Source organism: Aquidulcibacter paucihalophilus, assembly GCF_002105465.1.
GTDB lineage: Bacteria > Pseudomonadota > Alphaproteobacteria > Caulobacterales > Aquidulcibacteraceae > Aquidulcibacter > Aquidulcibacter paucihalophilus.
The window spans coordinates 49,494-67,142 of record NZ_NCSQ01000084.1 but is presented as its reverse complement, the minus strand read 5'-3'; the positions used below and the strand labels follow the sequence as shown (position 1 = coordinate 67,142).

Annotated in this window: 19 protein-coding genes; 15 read left to right on the top strand and 4 right to left on the bottom strand. The window is 56.9% G+C overall.

The features are described 5' to 3' along the window. Positions 1 to 5: 5 nt before the first annotated feature. Both B7364_RS07690 and B7364_RS07685 read right to left on the bottom strand, forming a co-directional pair. The gene (locus B7364_RS07690; protein WP_085339435.1) at positions 6 to 329 is read right to left on the bottom strand and encodes a putative quinol monooxygenase; all 324 of its coding nucleotides are present in this window, start codon (positions 327 to 329) and stop codon (positions 6 to 8) included. Next, a complete protein-coding gene (locus tag B7364_RS07685; protein WP_085339434.1) occupies positions 326 to 1,321 on the bottom strand; it encodes an NADPH:quinone oxidoreductase family protein in 996 nt (331 codons plus the stop codon). The genes B7364_RS07690 and B7364_RS07685 overlap by 4 nt, the downstream gene beginning before the upstream one ends. A gap of 128 nt (positions 1,322 to 1,449) precedes the next feature. Between B7364_RS07685 and B7364_RS07680 the strand changes: the two genes are divergently transcribed. The 14 genes from B7364_RS07680 to B7364_RS07615 all read left to right on the top strand — a co-directional run bounded on the left by B7364_RS07680 (position 1,450) and on the right by B7364_RS07615 (position 12,975). Next, positions 1,450 to 2,316 (top strand): isoaspartyl peptidase/L-asparaginase family protein, encoded by an 867-nt coding sequence (locus B7364_RS07680; protein WP_085339433.1) that lies wholly within the window; start codon positions 1,450 to 1,452, stop codon positions 2,314 to 2,316. A 239-nt stretch (positions 2,317 to 2,555) separates the two neighbouring features. Continuing rightward, the gene (gene argB, locus B7364_RS07675; RefSeq protein ID WP_085339432.1) at positions 2,556 to 3,485 is read left to right on the top strand and encodes an acetylglutamate kinase; all 930 of its coding nucleotides are present in this window, start codon (positions 2,556 to 2,558) and stop codon (positions 3,483 to 3,485) included. After that, positions 3,482 to 4,204 carry a pyrimidine 5'-nucleotidase gene (locus tag B7364_RS07670; protein ID WP_085339431.1) on the top strand — a complete coding sequence of 241 codons (723 nt, stop codon included), beginning with the start codon at positions 3,482 to 3,484 and terminating at the stop codon, positions 4,202 to 4,204. The genes argB and B7364_RS07670 overlap by 4 nt, the downstream gene beginning before the upstream one ends. Further along, positions 4,197 to 4,514 carry a cupin domain-containing protein gene (locus B7364_RS07665; RefSeq protein ID WP_085339430.1) on the top strand — a complete coding sequence of 106 codons (318 nt, stop codon included), beginning with the start codon at positions 4,197 to 4,199 and terminating at the stop codon, positions 4,512 to 4,514. Before B7364_RS07670 ends, B7364_RS07665 begins: the two co-directional genes overlap by 8 nt. 8 nt (positions 4,515 to 4,522) lie before the next feature. Beyond that, a complete protein-coding gene (locus B7364_RS07660) occupies positions 4,523 to 4,894 on the top strand; it encodes a tRNA-binding protein (protein ID WP_085339429.1) in 372 nt (123 codons plus the stop codon). Between the two features lie 102 nt (positions 4,895 to 4,996). After that, positions 4,997 to 5,848, top strand: a complete 852-nt coding sequence (gene dapD, locus B7364_RS07655; RefSeq protein WP_085339471.1) for a 2,3,4,5-tetrahydropyridine-2,6-dicarboxylate N-succinyltransferase — start codon at positions 4,997 to 4,999, stop codon at positions 5,846 to 5,848. Between the two features lie 8 nt (positions 5,849 to 5,856). Then, positions 5,857 to 6,339: a DUF3291 domain-containing protein gene (locus B7364_RS07650; protein WP_085339428.1), complete on the top strand. Its 483-nt coding sequence runs from the start codon at positions 5,857 to 5,859 to the stop codon at positions 6,337 to 6,339. A gap of 180 nt (positions 6,340 to 6,519) precedes the next feature. Next, complete coding sequence (locus B7364_RS07645; protein WP_157893569.1) at positions 6,520 to 7,491, top strand: Gfo/Idh/MocA family protein; 972 nt, start codon at positions 6,520 to 6,522, stop codon at positions 7,489 to 7,491. A 28-nt stretch (positions 7,492 to 7,519) separates the two neighbouring features. Continuing rightward, positions 7,520 to 8,674, top strand: a complete 1,155-nt coding sequence (dapE, locus tag B7364_RS07640; RefSeq protein ID WP_085339426.1) for a succinyl-diaminopimelate desuccinylase — start codon at positions 7,520 to 7,522, stop codon at positions 8,672 to 8,674. A gap of 54 nt (positions 8,675 to 8,728) precedes the next feature. Further along, positions 8,729 to 9,526 (top strand): hypothetical protein, encoded by a 798-nt coding sequence (locus B7364_RS07635; RefSeq protein ID WP_157893568.1) that lies wholly within the window; start codon positions 8,729 to 8,731, stop codon positions 9,524 to 9,526. 88 nt (positions 9,527 to 9,614) lie between these two features. Continuing rightward, on the top strand, positions 9,615 to 10,214 hold the full coding sequence (locus tag B7364_RS07630; RefSeq protein WP_085339424.1) for a DUF1214 domain-containing protein: 600 nt from the start codon (positions 9,615 to 9,617) through the stop codon (positions 10,212 to 10,214). Continuing rightward, a complete protein-coding gene (locus B7364_RS07625) occupies positions 10,214 to 10,768 on the top strand; it encodes a DUF1254 domain-containing protein (protein ID WP_085339423.1) in 555 nt (184 codons plus the stop codon). The genes B7364_RS07630 and B7364_RS07625 overlap by 1 nt, the downstream gene beginning before the upstream one ends. Before the next feature lie 5 nt (positions 10,769 to 10,773). Then, positions 10,774 to 11,490 carry a DUF6445 family protein gene (locus tag B7364_RS07620; RefSeq protein WP_198534091.1) on the top strand — a complete coding sequence of 239 codons (717 nt, stop codon included), beginning with the start codon at positions 10,774 to 10,776 and terminating at the stop codon, positions 11,488 to 11,490. 36 nt (positions 11,491 to 11,526) lie between these two features. Then, positions 11,527 to 12,975, top strand: coding sequence for a serine hydrolase domain-containing protein (locus B7364_RS07615; RefSeq protein WP_157893567.1), 1,449 nt, complete (start codon positions 11,527 to 11,529; stop codon positions 12,973 to 12,975). Here the strand turns inward: B7364_RS07615 and B7364_RS07610 are convergent. Continuing rightward, positions 12,972 to 13,688, bottom strand: coding sequence for a TonB family protein (locus B7364_RS07610; RefSeq protein ID WP_085339421.1), 717 nt, complete (start codon positions 13,686 to 13,688; stop codon positions 12,972 to 12,974). The genes B7364_RS07615 and B7364_RS07610 overlap by 4 nt on opposite strands. A 212-nt stretch (positions 13,689 to 13,900) precedes the next feature. Here B7364_RS07610 and B7364_RS07605 point away from each other — a divergent pair, with 212 nt between their 5' ends. Further along, positions 13,901 to 15,544 carry a GMC family oxidoreductase gene (locus B7364_RS07605; protein ID WP_085339420.1) on the top strand — a complete coding sequence of 548 codons (1,644 nt, stop codon included), beginning with the start codon at positions 13,901 to 13,903 and terminating at the stop codon, positions 15,542 to 15,544. Positions 15,545 to 15,546: 2 nt separating this feature from the next. Here B7364_RS07605 and pbpC read toward each other — a convergent pair whose 3' ends face one another. Continuing rightward, a complete protein-coding gene (gene pbpC / locus B7364_RS07600) occupies positions 15,547 to 17,562 on the bottom strand; it encodes a multimodular transpeptidase-transglycosylase PbpC (protein WP_085339419.1) in 2,016 nt (671 codons plus the stop codon). Positions 17,563 to 17,649 lie beyond the last annotated feature (87 nt).

The window sequence follows — 17,649 nt, the reverse complement described above, 5'->3', positions numbered from 1 at the left end:
CGCGTCTAAAGCGCAGCTTTATTGTCGACTTCGAATGAAGTCAGATTGGCGTCACCTAGGCCAAGATCATTCCATTTACTGCGCCAAATCTTGGTATGATTGGCCTCGCGGTGACGCTTGAACGAGGCCATATCTGCCCAGATCTCAAAGACCCGGATGGTCATCGGGTCAAAAGCATCCACAGCATAAGTATAGAGATCGCAGCCTTCTTCTGCTCGAGATGCTGTCGACATCGCTGCCATCGCTGCCAAGACGGGCAAGGTAACACCCCGCCTTGCCCGAAAGGTCCCGGCCACAATCACAGCACCGGGAGGCTTGGCTTCGGTCATAATGTCACAACAACTTTTCCAGTAGCCTTGCGGTCCATCAGATGACGGATCGCCTCAGCGCCCTTTTCCAATGGAAAATGTGCAGAGACATGGGGTTTGATTTTTCCCGCTGCATATAAAGCCATTAGTTCGGCGATGTTTTCCTGATTGGCTTTTGGGTTGCGCGCTGTGAATGCGCCCCAAAAGACGCCCACAATCTGGCAGGACTTCAACAGCGTCAGATTGAGGGGAATGGCTGGAATGCCCGCAGGGAAGCCAATAACCAAGAAGCGGCCTTCCCACCCAATGGCGCGCAAGCTGGCCTCGGCATAAGCACCACCCACGCCATCATAGATCACATCAGCGCCATTGGGGCCGCAGGCTTTTTTGAACAAGTCTGCCAAGGCCTTTTTGCCTTCGGCATCAAATTCGCCTGTTGGGTAGACAAGGCCCTCATCTGCGCCATGGGCCAAGCAGACGTCGACTTTTTCTTGGGTTGAGCAGGCGGCAATGACTTTGGCACCCATGGCTTTACCCAGTTCAACAGCTGCAAGACCAACCCCACCAGCCGCGCCCAGCACCAGCAAAGTTTCGCCCGCCTTCAACTGCCCGCGATCTTTCAAGCCATAATGGCTGGTGCCATAGGTCATGATGAAGGCCGCTGCCTCATCAAACGGCATGCTGTCGGGGATAGGGATGCAGCGCGCAGCAGGCAAAGCGATCTTTTCCGCCAAACCGCCCCAACCGGTGGACCCAATCACGCGGTCACCGACTTTGAGGTGGGTGACGCCTTCGCCAACAGCGGAGACAACGCCCGATACTTCGCCCCCCGGCGCAAATGGACGCTCTGGCTTAAACTGATACTTGTCCTGAATGATCAAGACGTCGGGATAATTGATGCCAACGGCTTTCACATCGAGAATCACATCGCCTTTGCCTGCGACGGGCTCAGGCAATTCCGATAAGCTAAGGGTCTCGGGCATGCCGGGTGAATGGGACAAAAGCGCCTTCATGATGTGTCTCCTGAGCAATCTGTTTTGAAAGGCATAGCGAAGTGCTACGCTTCGCACTAGAGCAGGATGTCTCATTTCTCATTTTTCTTGGGTGTCCTTTTGGGCACCCCGCGTATCGGGAGCATTTCATGGCTTGGGCATTGGCACTTCATGGTGGGGCAGGGCCTGCCCGTGGTCGCACCTATGATCGGGAAGAGGCCCATATGGCCGAAGTCCTCAGGCGGGGGGCCGATATGCTGGAAGAAGGCTTGTCTGCGCTCGATGTCGTGGTTTCCATGGTGCGGGAACTCGAAGATTCAGGCTTCCATGTTGCCGGCAAGGGGGCCTCGGCCAATGGCATGGGTGAGTATGAATTGGATGCCGCGGTGATGGATGGCGCACTGCGACGGGCCGGCGCGGTTGGGGCCTTAGTCGGCTTTCGCTCGCCCATTATGGTGGCACGCGCCGTGATGGAAGAAACCCCGCACGTGCTGCTGGTTGGCGCTGGGGCAAAGGCTTTCGCGCGCGAGATGGGGTTGGAAGAGATTGAAGACCCCGCCGCTTATTACACCCCTGCCGTGCGCCGCCCGGTGGAGCCCGGAGAGCTTGCCCATGGCACCGTTGGCGCTGTGGCCCGCGACATTGCTGGCCGATTGGCGGCGGCGACCTCAACCGGCGGGCTCCTCAACAAAATGCCGGGCCGAGTTGGCGATACGCCTTTGATTGGGGCAGGGACCTGGGCTGATGAGCGCGTAGCCGTTTCTTGTACGGGCCAAGGCGAATATTTCATCCGCGCCGCTGTGGCCGCTGACATCTCAGCCCGCGTCCGCTATGGCGGGCAAACCTTGGCGTCGGCTTGCGCCGGGGCTTTGGCCGATATGGAAACACAAGGCGGCGATGGCGGCTTGATTGCGGTCGATGCCATGGGCAATGTCTCTACGCCCTATGTCAGCGAAGGCATGAAGCGCGGGATTGCCACCCATACGGGGCGCTTTGAGGTGAAGACGTTTCGGTGAGGGGATGCGCGACCGGGTTGGGCTGCCTCTCCGGAGCCCCATTACCCATGATGGATGCCAAATCGCTTGGCACAACTCATCTGTAGGCACTGCCCAGGCTAGGGTACTGGTTGGACGGGTTCAAAGTCAGCATAGCGCGGCCTTGAGCCGTTCTAAAAGCGCCCAAACAGCTTGGCGTGAAGGGCGTAGCCCGCTAAAGCGATCACCCTGCCTGTGAGCCCTTTGGGAATCTATCGCCTATGACTGCTGATACCGCCGCCCCCAGCAAAGCTGAGACCGCTTTTGCAACCGCCAAAACTTTGGCCGAGGCGCTGCCCTTTATCCAGCGCTATGACCGCGAGACGGTGGTGATCAAATATGGTGGCCATGCGATGGGCGATGAGGCGACCGCCCAACGCTTTGCTGCCGATGTGGTCTTGTTGAAGCTGGTCGGCATTCATCCCGTCGTCGTCCATGGCGGCGGACCGCAGATTAGCGCGATGCTCAATCGGGCGGGCGTAAAGTCTGAGTTTGTCGACGGCCTGCGCGTCACCGATACAGCCACGATGGAAATTGCCGAGATGGTGCTGTCGGGTGCGGTCAATAAGCAATTGGCGCATTTGATTACCCAAGCAGGCCGGGAAGCCGATGTGCGCGGCGTGGGCCTGTCGGGCAAGGACGCGCGCCTGTTTACGGTCGAAAAAGTCGTCCGCACCCGCAAGGATCCCGAAAGCTTGATTGAGCAAGTGGTTGATCTGGGCTTTGTTGGCGACCCCAAAGAAGTCGATGCGCAATTGGTCATGACCTTGATCAAGGCTGAGCAAGATTATGTGCCCGTGGTTGCCCCTATTGGCGTGGACCCAGCTGGTGCGACCTTCAATATCAATGCCGATACCGCTGCAGGGGCCTTAGCCGGGGCGCTACATGCTAAGCGCTTCTTGTTATTGACCGATATTGAGGGGGTGAAGGATGGCAATGGCAATCTGATCCCTGAGATGACGATTGCGGACGCACGGGCTTTGATGGCGTCGGGCGTTGCGAATGGCGGGATGATCCCTAAATTAGAAACCGCCATTGCGGCGATTGAATCCGGTGTGGAGGCGGTCGTCATCCTAGATGGCCGGACGCCTCACGCCATCCTCAACGAACTTTTCACCGACTCCGGTTCAGGAACCCTTATTCGCTCATGACCACACGCCCGTTGACCCGACTTTATCAGGCCGAAGATTGGGTCTTTGATCTCGATAACACGCTTTATCCCGCCGAATGTGATTTATTCGCCCAAATTGACGAGCGCATGACTGAATTTGTTGGGCGCTATTTGGGCCTAGATTATGATGCGGCCAAAGCCAAGCAGAAGCATTATTATACCACCTATGGCACCACGCTGAACGGCATGATGCGCGAGCATAACATGCCTGCCAGCGCCTTCCTCGATTATGTCCATGATCTGGACTATAGCCCTGTTGTCCCGGCGCCGAAATTGCGCGCCGCAATTGAAGCTTTGCCCGGCCGGAAACTGGTCTTCACCAATGGCTCGCGCGGTCATGCCGAGCGCACCTTGAAGGCCTTGGGCCTTGAGGATGTTTTCCATGATCTTTTTGACATTGAGGCAACCGGTTATGTGCCCAAGCCCAAGCGGGAAGCTTTCGATGTTTTGATTGACCGCCATGTGGTTGAACCAACCAAAGCCGTGATGGTGGAAGATTTGTCGCGTAATTTGTTGACGGCACACGAACTTGGGTTTTCTACCATCCTTGTCTGGTCATGGAAGGATTGGAGTCATGAACCTGTCGATGGCCGACCTGCCGGGCCTGTCGACGAGACGCCCGATCATGTCCATCACATGACCAATGATCTGACCGCCTTCTTGGAAGCGGTTGTCGAAGCGGGAACCCAGCATGGCTGAGATTCATCAAGACATCACCCAATTCACCGCAGAGCGGGCTTGGGGGGCGCGGGATTTGGCCGAAATTGCCGGGGCGACGGTGCGGCTGCATTGGACCGACAAGCCTTACATCTGGCACACCAATACCGGTGCCGAAGTCTTTATGGTCATCGATGGTGCGGTTGATATGTCCTATAAGGTCGATGGCGTTGAAAAGACCGTACGGCTTGGTCCCAATGATGTTTTTGTCGCCAATGTGGGCGATGAACATATTGCGCGGCCTGTCGGGGCAGCCCGGATTTTGGTGGTTGAAGAAAAGGGTTCGATCTAGGTTTTCCCATGCACCATTTGCACGATCCCCTGGCCCCCGCCGCAGAGCCCATCACCTTTGACGACTTCTTGAAGGTCGATATTCGGGTTGGAACCATTGTCTCGGCCGAAGTGTTTGAGGCGGCGCGTAAACCTTCGTACATTTTGATGATCGACTTTGGCCCAACTTTGGGCGTCAAAAAATCCTCGGCTCAAATCACCACGCATTATCGTCTGCATGACTTGGTTGGGCGTCAAGTTGCAGCTGTGGTCAATTTCCCGCCGCGTCAGATTGGACCCATACGTTCAGAAGTGCTGACTTTGGGATTTCCAGACGCGGATGGCCATGTCGTGCTATTTGCCCCTGATCAAAACGTGCCGAATGGTGGACGTTTGTTCTAATTCCCGCGCACGCGAGTGACGCAAGCGATTGCGTGACGCGCCAAGCACGGGCATAGCAGAAAGCCTTATGGCCAAACCTGCTAGCTGAAAATGACCACGCCCATGACTGATCTCAACCATCTGGAAGCCACCATCAATGCCGCGTGGGAAGACCGGACCGCCATCTCCATTGAGACGACTGGATCTGTACGAGATGCCGTGGGGCAGGCTTTGACCCTGTTGGATCAAGGCGTGGCGCGTGTGGCTTCGCGTGGCGCAGACGGTCAATGGACAACGCATCAATGGCTGAAGAAGGCGGTACTTTTGTCCTTCCGCCTCAATGACAATTATCTGATCGACCCTGAGCATGATCCCCATCCGGTCCAGCATGCTGGGCGCGCCTTTGATAAAGTACCTCTGAAGACCGCGCGCTGGTTAGAGGCTGATTTCCGCGAAGCAGGCTTCCGCATGGTGCCGGGTTCTGTCGTGCGCCGCGGCAGCTTTATCGCCAAGGGCGCGGTTCTGATGCCAAGCTTTGTGAATATCGGGGCCTATGTGGGTGAAAACACCATGATCGACACGTGGGCAACGGTTGGTTCCTGTGCCCAGATCGGGGCTAATGTCCATATTTCGGGCGGCACAGGTATTGGCGGGGTGTTGGAGCCTTTGCAAGCCGGCCCCGTCATCATCGAAGACAATGTGTTTGTGGGTGCCCGTTCTGAAGTGGCCGAGGGCGTGATTGTACGCGAAGGCGCTGTCATCTCGATGGGCGTGTTTTTGGGCGCATCGACCAAAATCATCGACCGGGCCACAGGGGCTGTCTATCGCGGCGAAGTGCCGCCCTATGCGGTAGTGGTGCCGGGCTCTTTACCAGACCCTAAGGGTGGACCCAGCTTGGCTTGTGCTGTGATCGTCAAAACCGTCGATGCACAGACCCGCTCCAAAACAGGAATCAACGAATTATTGCGCGATTAGGAGGCTTCATGTTTCCCCAGCCCGAAAATCATTATCTCGCCCAAATCAATGTCTCCGTATCGCGCTATGATCAGGATGATCCGCGCTTTGCGGGCTTCACCAGCCGCATCGATGCGGTAAATGCCATCGCCGAACGGGCAGAGGGCTTTGTGTGGCGGCTCAAGTCCGACTCTGGCAATGCGATGGATATTCGCGCTTCCGACGATCCGCGTTTCCTAATCAATATGAGCGTGTGGAAGACGGCTGAAGCACTCGAAGACTTTGTATGGAAGACGGCCCATGTCAAAGTCTATAATCAAAAGGCCGAATGGTTTCCTTCACTCGGGACCGCCCATATGGCGTTTTGGTGGGTGCCAATTGGCCATATTCCGACTTATGAGGAAGGTATGGCGCGTCTTGAGACCTTGCGCGCCAAGGGGCCAAGCGAAACGGCTTTTGGCTGGGAAAGCTTGCCTCAAGTCGCGGAATGGCGCTCTAAACGCTGCGGTTAGTGCAATTTTACCGTCCATCTGAGAAATAATCTGGGCTTTGTCACAATTATCACGTTTTCGTGATCGATAGGGCTTGACCCGCTGCTGAACGGTACCACAGTAGAGCCGTTGCGTTTTTATCGATTCGGATAAAGGCTGCGGCCTTTAAGTTTTATCTCCGTAAAGATGAATTGGAAGTGGATGGCTCTTCGGTTCTCTATTCTCGGCGCGGCACGCATTGCCAAACCCGCATTGATCGATCCCTTAGCTGAAAATCCAGATGCAATTCTGGTGGCGATTGGGGCTTCGACGCGTGAGCGCGCGCTGGAATATGCCATGACCCATGCGATCCCCCATGCTGGAACCTACGAGGACGTGATCGCGCGCGATGATGTCGATGTGGTCTATATCGCTCTGCCACCTGCGGGGCATTGTGAGTGGAGCCTCAAGGCCCTTGCAGCGGGCAAACATGTGTTCCTCGAAAAGCCGGCCACGGTGAATGAGGCTGATGCGCGAACCTTGGTAGCTGCGGCCCATAAGGCCGGCAAGCGCTTGATCGAGGCCTTTCATTATCGGTGGCATCCTTTGTTTCGTCGCGCGGTGGACATTGTTCAATCTGGCCAATTGGGCGAGCTTGTTTCAGGCGAAGCGGAATTTTCGGTTCCCATCGTCCGCAATGCGCGGGAGTTTCGTTGGCAAGCCTCCCAAGGTGGCGGGGCATTGGCAGACCTTGGCTGTTATCCCGTCAGTTGGTTGCGCCATTTGGCAGGGGTAGAGCCCATTGTAACCGCCGCCCACCAAGACCTCGAACCCGATGGTGTGGATCGGCGCACAACGGCGCATTTCTCCTTTCCAACCGGCCTTGAGGCCGATGTGATCTGCGATATGGACCCTGAAGGCGGGCGCAAGCCGCCTCGGCTGGAACTTGTTGGTACCAGGGGCCGACTGGATATCGACAATCCTCTCGCCCCCCAATATGGCGCGGAATTGATACTGACCATTGACGGCCAAGAAACCCGCGAAACCTTTCCTCGCCGCCCCACTTTTGCCTATCAGTTCGATGGTGTGGTGGACGCCATTCAAACCGGCAAGCCTGTTTGGACCGAGGGCGCGGACTTGATCGCCAATGCAGCAGCCATGGCTGCGATCCGTCGGGTGGCCGCCTCTGGCTAGAGCCATCAATCTGCCCTAGGTTGGGCTTATGACCACATCTGATTTCGATCCCATTCATTTGGCCTGTGACCTCATCCGCAAGCCCTCAGTCACGCCCGCTGATCTTGGCGCGCTCGACGTGGTGCAACAGGCGCTGGAGGCCTTAGGCTTCCGCGTCAAACGCTATCGGTTCGAAGATATTGACAATCTCTATGCGCGCTTCGGCACCGAGGCCCCCAATTTCTGCTTCGCGGGCCATACAGACGTGGTTCCGACGGGGGATCTGGCACAGTGGTCAGTCGATCCCTTCGAGGCGGCCCTGCAAGATGGTTTGCTGATCGGTAGAGGTGCCGCCGATATGAAGGGCGGGATCGCTGCCTTTGTCGCGGCTACGGCACGCTATTTGGCGAAAAACCCAAAGCCCAAGGGCTCGATCTCCTTCCTCATTACTGGCGATGAAGAAGGCGTCGCGCTGCATGGCACCAAGAGATTACTGCAAGCCATTGCGGCGGAAGGCGAAGTCCTCGATCACTGCGTGGTGGGTGAGCCGACCAATCCAGATGCCATGGGTGACATGATTAAAAATGGCCGCCGCGGCTCGCTCAATTGCACCGTCAGCGTGACGGGTATTCAAGGTCATGTTGCCTATCCTCATAAGGCGGCCAATCCCGTGCGGGCCTTAATCGGCTTTCTGCACCAAATCCAAAGCCATAAGCTTGATGAGGGGGCCGAAGGCTTCCAACCCTCCAATCTCGAAGTTGTGACGATAGATGTGGGTAATCCAACCACCAATGTCATTCCAGAAAAGGCGACAGCCCGTTTCAACATCCGCTTCAATACTGCCCACACCGGTGAAAGCCTGTCTACGTGGCTTCTGGCCGAGGCCCGGCGTGCGGAAGAAGGATTTAACGGCAAGATAGATCTTGCCATCATGGTCTCTGGCGAAGCCTTTTTCACCCCACCAGGACTTTTGACCCACCTCATCCAAGATGCCTGTGAAGCCGTGACCGGGCGCAGGCCAGAATTATCGACTACGGGTGGCACCTCCGACGCGCGCTTTATCAAGGATTATTGCCCCGTGTGCGAGTTTGGCTTGGTGGGCGCGACCATGCACCAAGTCAATGAGCGGGTGGAGACACGCGACATTGAAACCCTGGCCACCATTTATGAAGGCGTGCTGGACCGCTATTTTGCGCAAGTCTAGTCCGTTTTCGGTGCAGGATTGCCCAAAATCACAGAGTCAGCCCAAAAGGGGGAAATGGCGCGCACACCCTTCTTGTTGAACCCCAAATATCTCATGCAGAATTTGCGTGATGGGTTTGATGCGGCCAAGGCGCGCACTGGCTCAGAGGGTGTTTTGGTCGCGCTATCTGCCGGTGGGCTCGTCCTCGCATTTTTGCTTTTAGCCCTCCTAGCACCTTTGGCACTCAATGCGCCGGGCTTTATCTCTTATGGGGTAGGCGTTTTTGTGCTTCTTCTGGTTCTGGCGGCAACAGGGGCTGGGGCGGTCGCCCTTTGGCGCTTGATGGCGCAAGGGGCTCGCGATGGCGCGAGTTCCCAAGTCCAAGCTGCCTCTATTGTTAATGAGCCTGCGATCCAAGCAGCCTTATCGGATGCCGAAGATGCAGGCTTGCGCGCCATGTCTTCCCGTGAGGTGCAAGATGCCATGACAGGCCGCGTGCAGGGCTTGGCCTTGGCTGCTGTTCAATCAGGCGCGCATGTGTTTCTGGTCATCAGGCTGAAGCAGAAACTGTCCTTTAGCCTTATTTTTGCACCGAAAGCGGCCCCGTGGCCGTTCGCGCTGCCGGCCGATGGCGCGCTGACGCCGGTCCCGACGCCGGGTGGCGTGGATGGTTTGGCTTGGGCTACAGATCGCGATCCGGCGCTTGTGTGGACCACCCGTTTGGGACCTGCCTTAGCCATGTCTGCAGCTGGCGGAGAAGCCCCGTTTTTGAGCTTGCGCGCCAAGGCGTTGGTCTTGCGGTGGGACAGCGGCGACGTGGGTACAGCCGCCCTGATCGGGCGAGAACTGTGTCTCGCCATCGCTCAGCCCTGAAGGCCGACCGAAGTGTATTGGGGCTCTATTCTTTCCTGCCCAGTCGCTTAAGCTGACCGCAACAAAGAACTCAGGGGGAGAAGTGCCCATGTGGCGATGGCTAATCTGCGGCGTCTTAGGATTAGGCCTGGGTGTGGGCTCAGCGTTAGCTGTCTCAGGCGGCCTATTCAGTGACGCGAAGCTCGTCTCGGGTCGTTGGTCAACTGACCCAACTGTTGGGGCGGCTGCCGCCAATCCTTGGCTGCGGGCCACCATCGCGCGTGTTGGCCTCCTCGCCTTGACCAAAGAAGAGACAGTTTATTTCAACCGCGATGTCGATGAGGATGGGGCTAAGCTGGTTGAAGGCTGTATCTATGCCTTGGAGGGCGAGGCACTCCCGACCCGCTGGTGGTCCATCACGATTTATGGGGCCAATCAGATGTTGCCGATCAATACAGATGGGGCAAGTTCGATTGATGCAACCCGTGCCCTTGTTGCCCCAGCAACGACATGGGCGGGAACATTAAGTGCGACGCGGCCGACGACGCCCGGGCCATGGCTTTCCAGTAAAGGCGGCGGCACGTTTTCGTTGACCATCCGCCTCTATAATCCACAATCGGTTGAGAAGGCTGCCCTACAGGCCTTGAAACTGCCCCGGGTCAAGAAAATCTCCTGCACCCAAACGCCAACTTCAGGGGGGGGCAACTAATGGCACAAGCAAAGAAGCAAGCCCTGTGGCTGAAACCGCTCGCATTCGGTGTTTTGTTGGCGGTTTTGGGGCATTTATTGACGATCGGCCTTATCCCGAGCGTGATCATGACGATCGCCATGACCCGAATTGGCGAAGCCTCTGGTGGCCTCAACCGTTTGGCACATGGCAATATGGTGACGCCGCAAAACCAACAGATTGTGCGTTCCTCGCCTGATTTGGCCTATTCCACCTGTGCGCTTGACCTTAGCAAGGGCCCCGTCCGGGTCTTTATCGGCAAAGGAGCGGATTATACGTCTGCAGCCTTTTATGCGGGCAATACGGATAATGTCTTCACCTTGAATGACCGCAAAATCGGTCCGGAGGGGGCCCGCATCATGGTGGTCTCGGCCCGTTCGCCCATTGCCGCACGGCCGGGCGAAGTTGTGGTTAGTCTGCCCAGCGATAAGGGGCTGTTGCTGGTCCGCCGGCATGCGCCGAGTCCAGAGGCGTTCAAGCGTGTGCAGGCAGAGCGCACCCAGGATTATTGCCGTGCTGTGATGGATGGGGTGTAAGGCAGGTGCTGCAATCAAATCCGGTTGAGGAATTTGAAACGCAGGGGCGGATCGCACGCGTCTATCACCATGGGCGCGAACCGATCAAAGTGGTGGTGTTGGACAATTATCTGACCGATCCGGTTGCCATGGTTGATCTAGCCATTCAGGGCCCCGGCTTTGCGCCAAATGGCCCCTTTTATCCCGGCATCCGGGCTCCAGTGCCGCCATCGTCGTTTCAAACGCTGTTGGGGCCTTTGGCTGAAATCTTGCCGCGGTGTTTTGACTATTCTGGCCGGGCGGGACTGCGAGAATGCAATTTCTCGCTGGTGACTACCCCGTCCGATCAGTTGCAGCCGATCCAGCGCTTGCCGCATTTTGATAGCCTGGAGTATGGCCGTGTCGCGGCCCTGTTGTATTTGGGACAGGGCGACACGCAAGGTGGCACCGCCTTTTATCGGCAACGCAGTACGGGCTTTGAAAGTGTGGACGCGGGCCGGTTTGCGGCCTTTGAAGCAGCCCTGCATGCCGATGTCGCTCACCACGGCATGCCAGTTTCGGCCTATATTGACGAGACAAGCCCCATCTATGAGTTGATTGGCCGTCATGAAGCGCGCTTCAATCGAATGATTGTCTATCTCAGCTCCAGCCTGCATTGCGCCCATATCCCGAAAGATTTTGCTTTCGACCCAAATCCCGCCACGGGACGGCTGACGGTGAATGCGTTTTTGGGTATGGATTAAGGCGGGTCTCACAGGTTTGAAATGTTAGGATTGGTTATGGTTTCGCGCCGCAGTTCGCTTCGCTCCCTTTTGATTTCCTTTCCATTTCTGGCTGGGCTTTTTGGGGTCGGCCAGAGTGCCGAAGCCGCGCCTGCACAGGCATTGATCGGGCGTTGGGGCGGGGAATTGGTTGCGGGCCCTGCCACGCTGCGCCTCGTCTTGGTCATCCAAGCCAATCAATTGCCGGTTCTTTATTCTGTCGACCAAGGCAACCGACCCATCCCCGCGGATGGCGGCCGTGTCGGCGAGACGGACTTGGATGTAACCTTTTCGGTTATCCGCGGGCGCTTGACCCTGAGTTTGACGGAAAAGGGCTCCTTAGAAGGCACGTGGTCGCAAGGCAGCGCGCGACCTTTGACGTTGTCGCGCCTGGCAGAAGGGGCAGAGCCTGAAAAGAGCGGGCTAAAGGACTTGGCCGATCTTCAGGCCGAGGTGACAGCAGGCCAAACCAAATATCAGATTCCAGCTTTGGTAGGTGGCTTTGCGATCCTGCACGGTCAGGCGAGCGAAACGCGCGAGGCCGTGGCGGGACAGCTTGCTACGTCGGATCCCACCCCGGTGAAGACAAACCAACTCTGGCATGTCGGCTCTATCACCAAATCCATGACGGCCACCTTGGTCGCCCGCTTGGTCGAGCGGGGTCTGTTGTCTTGGGACATGAAGCTGGCTGACGCGTTTGGCGCCCTCGCGCCGGATATGTTGCCCGCCTATCAGGACAGAACGCTCGCCGATTTAATGACGGGCCAAACCAGCATGCCTACCAATTTATCACCCTTGGATATGATTGCGCAGGCGGGTGCGACCGGGCCACGCGAAGGGCGCCTAACTTGGGTCAAAAAGGCCTTCGCCTTAGCCCCTCAAAAAGGCATGGTTTATCCCAATAATGGCTATGTGCTGGCAGGTGCGCTGTGCGAGGCCGTTACGGGCAGGGCCTATGAGGATTTGATGGTGGAAGAAGTGTTCAAGCCTTTGAACCTGGCTTCAGCTGGTTTTGGCCCACCACCTTTAGGCAATCCGCAGGGCCATCGAAAGGCACTTTTGGGCGGCCGCTTAATCGGGGTCGGCCATGGTAGCGAAGCGGATAATCCCGCCTCTATGGCACCTGCTGGCGGCGTGCATATCTCCGTCCCAGACTTGCTAGCCTTTGGTCTTGCCCATAGCCTTGGCCATCAAGGCAGACGGGATGACTATCTCAAAGTCGAAACTTGGCGCTATCTTCATACGCCGCCACCGACATCGGATTACGCATTTGGATGGGTGAAGCGACCCGACGGCAGCCTGTGGCACAATGGGTCCAACACCTATTGGCTGGCAGAATTGAGTTTTGACCCTGAACAATCAGTGGCCATCGCGGCAATTGCCAATCGGTTTGACGCGGATGTTGCCGTGGAGCGGGTTATGGCTGCAGCATCTGCAGAAGCCACAACCCGCTTGGCGAAAGTTTAGTCTTCCAGCTTAAAGCTGATTGTATAACGGGCGGGATAGGCAACTGCGATCCCGTCGATGGTTTGGGGCTGGAAGGTCCAAGCTTCCACCGCTCTGCGCGCCGCTTCGGCAAAACCATAGCCCTTTGGTGCCTCATGGGTCACCATCAGATTGGCGACTTTGCCTTCGGCCGTGACGGTAAAGCTCAACGTCACTTCGCCCGATATCTCGCGGTCGAGCGCTTTGCGCGGAAATACCGGATTAGCCCCAGCTTGACGGACTGGATTAATAACAAGGGGTGGGGCAGGCGGGGTCTGTGGTTTTACCTCTGTCGGCAAGGGATCAATCGTTTGCCCAAGTGTCTCTGTCCCACCCGAGAAGGCCAATGGCCCATCTTGGATGCCGCCAATCGTTAGGCTTTCGACTGGGCCGAGCGGCACAACTTCAGTCGTGGGCCTTTCTGTTAGGGGAGCAGCAGGGTCCGGGGTGTGTTGGGCGTGTTGGCTTTTGACGGGCCGATCTGGTTCCGGCCTAGGCGGGATGATGGGTTTTGGAGGGTCAGGGCGCGCCATATCGATGGGGGGTGGTTCAGGCGCTTGCAGCTTTTGCATGGTCGGCACGTAGGTTAGCGCAAGATAGCCAAGGCCAAGCCACAAGATGCCTGACCCCGTGAGGGCGGCGGTTCGGTACAGCATTTTTTGAGTTGGGGATGCGAGGGCATCGGGCTGTTTCATGGCGTTGTCTCCTAAAATTGGAGCTGAGCAGCTGATTTGCTGGCCAGTGTTATAACAAATACGGGAGATTTCCGTTACGTCAAGCCCAAAGTTTACCTAACGTCATGTTGACGGCAGTGTCATTTTTTCACCCAATGCCCACAAACCGCTTTTCTTTGACATCGTCTCGACTAAGCTAGCGGCAAATCAAAGCAAAAACAGAGGAAACTTGGATGAGCGACGCCAATCTGCCTGCGGGCGAAACCTATGACTATATCATCATTGGCGCGGGTAGCGCGGGATGTGTCTTGGCCAATCGCCTCACTGCTGATCCCAAAATCCGCGTGCTGCTTTTGGAAGCCGGTGGGAAGGATACCTCGCCCTTGATTCATATCCCGGTTGGCTACGCCGAGACGTTGAAGGACCCCAAGGTCAATTGGCTCTATCAGACGGAAGAAGATCCCGGCACCCATGGTCGTCAACATATCTGGCCGCGCGGCAAAGTGCTGGGTGGTTCCAGCTCGATCAACGGCCTGCTCTATATTCGCGGCCAACAGCGCGACTATGATATCTGGCGGCAATTGGGGTGTGAAGGCTGGGGCTGGGATGATTGTGCGCCCTATTTTTTGAAGTCGCAAAACCAAGAACGTTCTGGCTTGCAGGGCCATGCGACCGGTGGCCCGCTCCATGTGTCGGATGTCACCCAAAGGCATCCTGTCTCTGATGCAGTCATTCAGGCGGGTGTTGAAGCCGGTATTCCGCGCAATGATGATGTGAATGGCGAAAACCAAGAGGGGATTGGCTATTACCAATTGACCGTCAAGAATGGCATGCGCTGTTCAGCGGCTGTCGCCTATCTTAACCCGATCAAGCACCGCACCAATCTGACCATCCGCACCTATGCTCTGGCCCATAAGGTCTTGTTTGACGGCAAGCGGGCGACAGGGGTCTTGTTCTCCGTCGATGGCGATTTGCTGACGGCGTCAGCCAAGCAAGAGGTAATTCTCTCGGGTGGAGCGATCAACTCACCGCAATTGCTGCAGCTCTCAGGCATTGGCCCGGCTGAGCTTCTCAAGCGTTATGGCATTGAGGTTAAGGTGGATGCGCCGGGTGTCGGCGAAAATCTGCGCGACCATTATGTCGTCGGCATGCGCTATCGCCTGAAAGCGGGGGTAAAGTCAGTCAATGAAATGACCAAGGGGCTGGCTTTTGTGGGCGAGGTTTTGAAATTCCTCTTCCAACGCAAAGGCCTTTTGACGCTTTCGGCGGCGCATATTGCCGCCTTCGTCAAGACGCGGCCCGACCTCGAAACTCCCGACGTGCAATATCATATTCTGCCAGCCACCATGGACCAGAAGAAGCTGTTTGAAGAGCAGAAAATGGTGTTGGAAGACCAGCCGGGTCTCACCATCGCGCCCTGCCAATTGCGGCCTGAAAGCACCGGGCGCATTCAAATCAAGTCGGCTGATCCCAGTCAGCATGCAGGCATTTGGCCCAATTATCTGGCCGATAGCTTGGACCAACAGACCATTGTCGAGGGTCTGAAGATTGGTCGCCGCATGGCACAAGCCCCCTCTTTGGCCAGCTTGATCGAAGCAGAAATGGAGCCCGGTTCTGGTGTTGTCAGCGACGAAAACTTGCTCGCCTATGCCCGTGAAACCGGCTCTACCATTTATCACCCGGTTGGTACCGCTAAGATGGGCCGGGACCCCATGGCCGTGGTTGACCCCCAATTGCGAGTGATTGGGGTGGAAGGCCTGCGTGTTGTCGATGCTTCCATCATGCCGCGTCTCATTTCGGGCAATACCAATGCCCCAACGATTATGATTGCTGAGAAAGCGTCTGATATGATCTTAGCGGCCCGTCAGGCCGCCTAATTTCAGCGGCCCAGATTGGCGGGCGGCGTCGGTGCGACAGCTGTCTGACTGGGTAATTTGCGTAAAGCGGGTAGGGCTGCGACATCTTGGCCGCCTGCCGCGGCAAACATATCGGCCAAGCTTTCATAAAAAGCTGCCAGCGTATTGGGGCTTGGCCGTTTCAGATCGTCCAACGTGGGTAGCGGGGACAAAGGCTTGCCCTCATGGGCTGCAGCCATGAAGTCTTCCCAGATCAGCGCAGGCAGGGTGCCGCCGGTGACGCCATTCATCGGGCTGGAGCTGTCATTGCCAACCCAGACACCGCAAATAATGTCAGACGTATAGCCAACAAACCAGGCATCGCGGAAGTTTTGCGAGGTGCCAGTCTTGCCCGCGGCCTCGCGGCCGCCTGGCAGGCGCGCACGCTTGCCCGTTCCAAAGGCGACCACGTCGGCGAGCATCGCCGTCATTTGGCGCGCGCGCAAAGGTTCATAGACTTGGACTGGCGCTTTGTTCTCGCGCTGAAAGGCCACCGTACCGCGCGTGGTATCAATCCGTTCGATCAAATAGGGGTCCACCCGCACCCCATCATTGGCCAAGGTGGCGTAGGCGCGGGTCATGTCCAAGAGCGTTACTTCTCCGGCCCCCAGCGAGATGGACAGATTGCGCGGCAGTTCACTGTCAATGCCCAGTCGCTGGGCCAATAAAATCAAGCGATCTATCCCGACTTCAGAGGCCAATTGCACCGCAATCGTATTGACCGAGCGCGTGAGTGCCGTCGACAGCGTCATCGCACCCGAATAGCCGCCATTGAAATTGCGCGGCCGCCAGCCGCCAAAACTAATCGGCTTATCCACCCGGACTGTATCGGGCGTCATGCCTCTTTCGAGTGCCGCTGCATAGACAAAGGGCTTAAAGCTTGATCCTGGTTGGCGTTTGGCCATGGTGGCGCGATTATATTTGCTCTCATCATAGTTACGGCCACCAACAATCGCGAGAATGCGACCTTGGCGATCCATGGCTATCAAGGCGGCTTGGGTCACATCGGTACCGGTGCCATCACCGACCAAGGCCTGCACCGCCTGCACGGCTGCGGCTTGCATTTTGCCATCGACAGTCAGGCGCAAAATACGGTCTGGCGCGACTTGATTGCCGACGCTTTCGACCTCTTTCTGCGCCATATCAATCACATAGCCCATCTGGCCTTCTGGAATATCGGGCGTGACTTTCAAGACCACTGGTTCGCGCATGGTGGCTTCGGCTTGGGCTTGGCTGATGAAGCCGGCTGCGGCCATGCGTTGCAAAACCACCGCGCGCCGCTCGATCGCCGGCGCGGCGGTCAAATCCATCGCCAATCGACCCGGAGCTTTGGGAAGACCTGCCAACATGGCAGCTTCAGCCAAGGTCAACTTGCTTGGATGCTTTGAAAAGAAGCGCCACGCGGCCGCGTCAATCCCATAAGCATTCTGACCAAAATAGATCCGATTGAGATAGATTTCGAGGATTTGCTTCTTGGTCAGTCGGCTGTCGATCTGCCAGGCCAGCACCATTTCCTGCAACTTGCGCTTAAAGGTCTGCTCTGGGCTCAGATAGACGTTTTTGACCAATTGCTGGGTAATGGTTGAGGCCCCCTGCACAGTGTGGCCTGCCGTCATATTCTCAAACACGGCCCGACCGATTGACCATAGATCCACACCACCATGTTCAAAGAAGCGGGCATCTTCAACGGCCAAGAAGGCCTGTAATACGTGGGCAGGCAGGGCATCGACACTGACTTTGCGGCCATAGCGCGGCCCGCGGATGGTGATCGTCTCGCCATTGGCATCGACCATCTCCAGACTTGTCCGGCGATTGGCGGTCCATATTTCTTCGTTAGAGGCAATCTTTGGCAAATCCGAGAAAAAGTGCCGCCAGGTTGCGTAGGTTGTCAGGCAAATGAGGACGATTACGCACACTGCCAGAATGGTCAGTAGGCGCATATGATAGGCTCTGATTTTGGCTTTGCGCTCCAAAAGGTCCGCGCGAAAGACGCCCTGCATCAGCCTGAAACCCGTCCATTAAATGAGGTCAGAGAACGCCGCTGATCCGCCCCATGGGTCAAGCTTTATCCCTGAAGAAATCCTTAT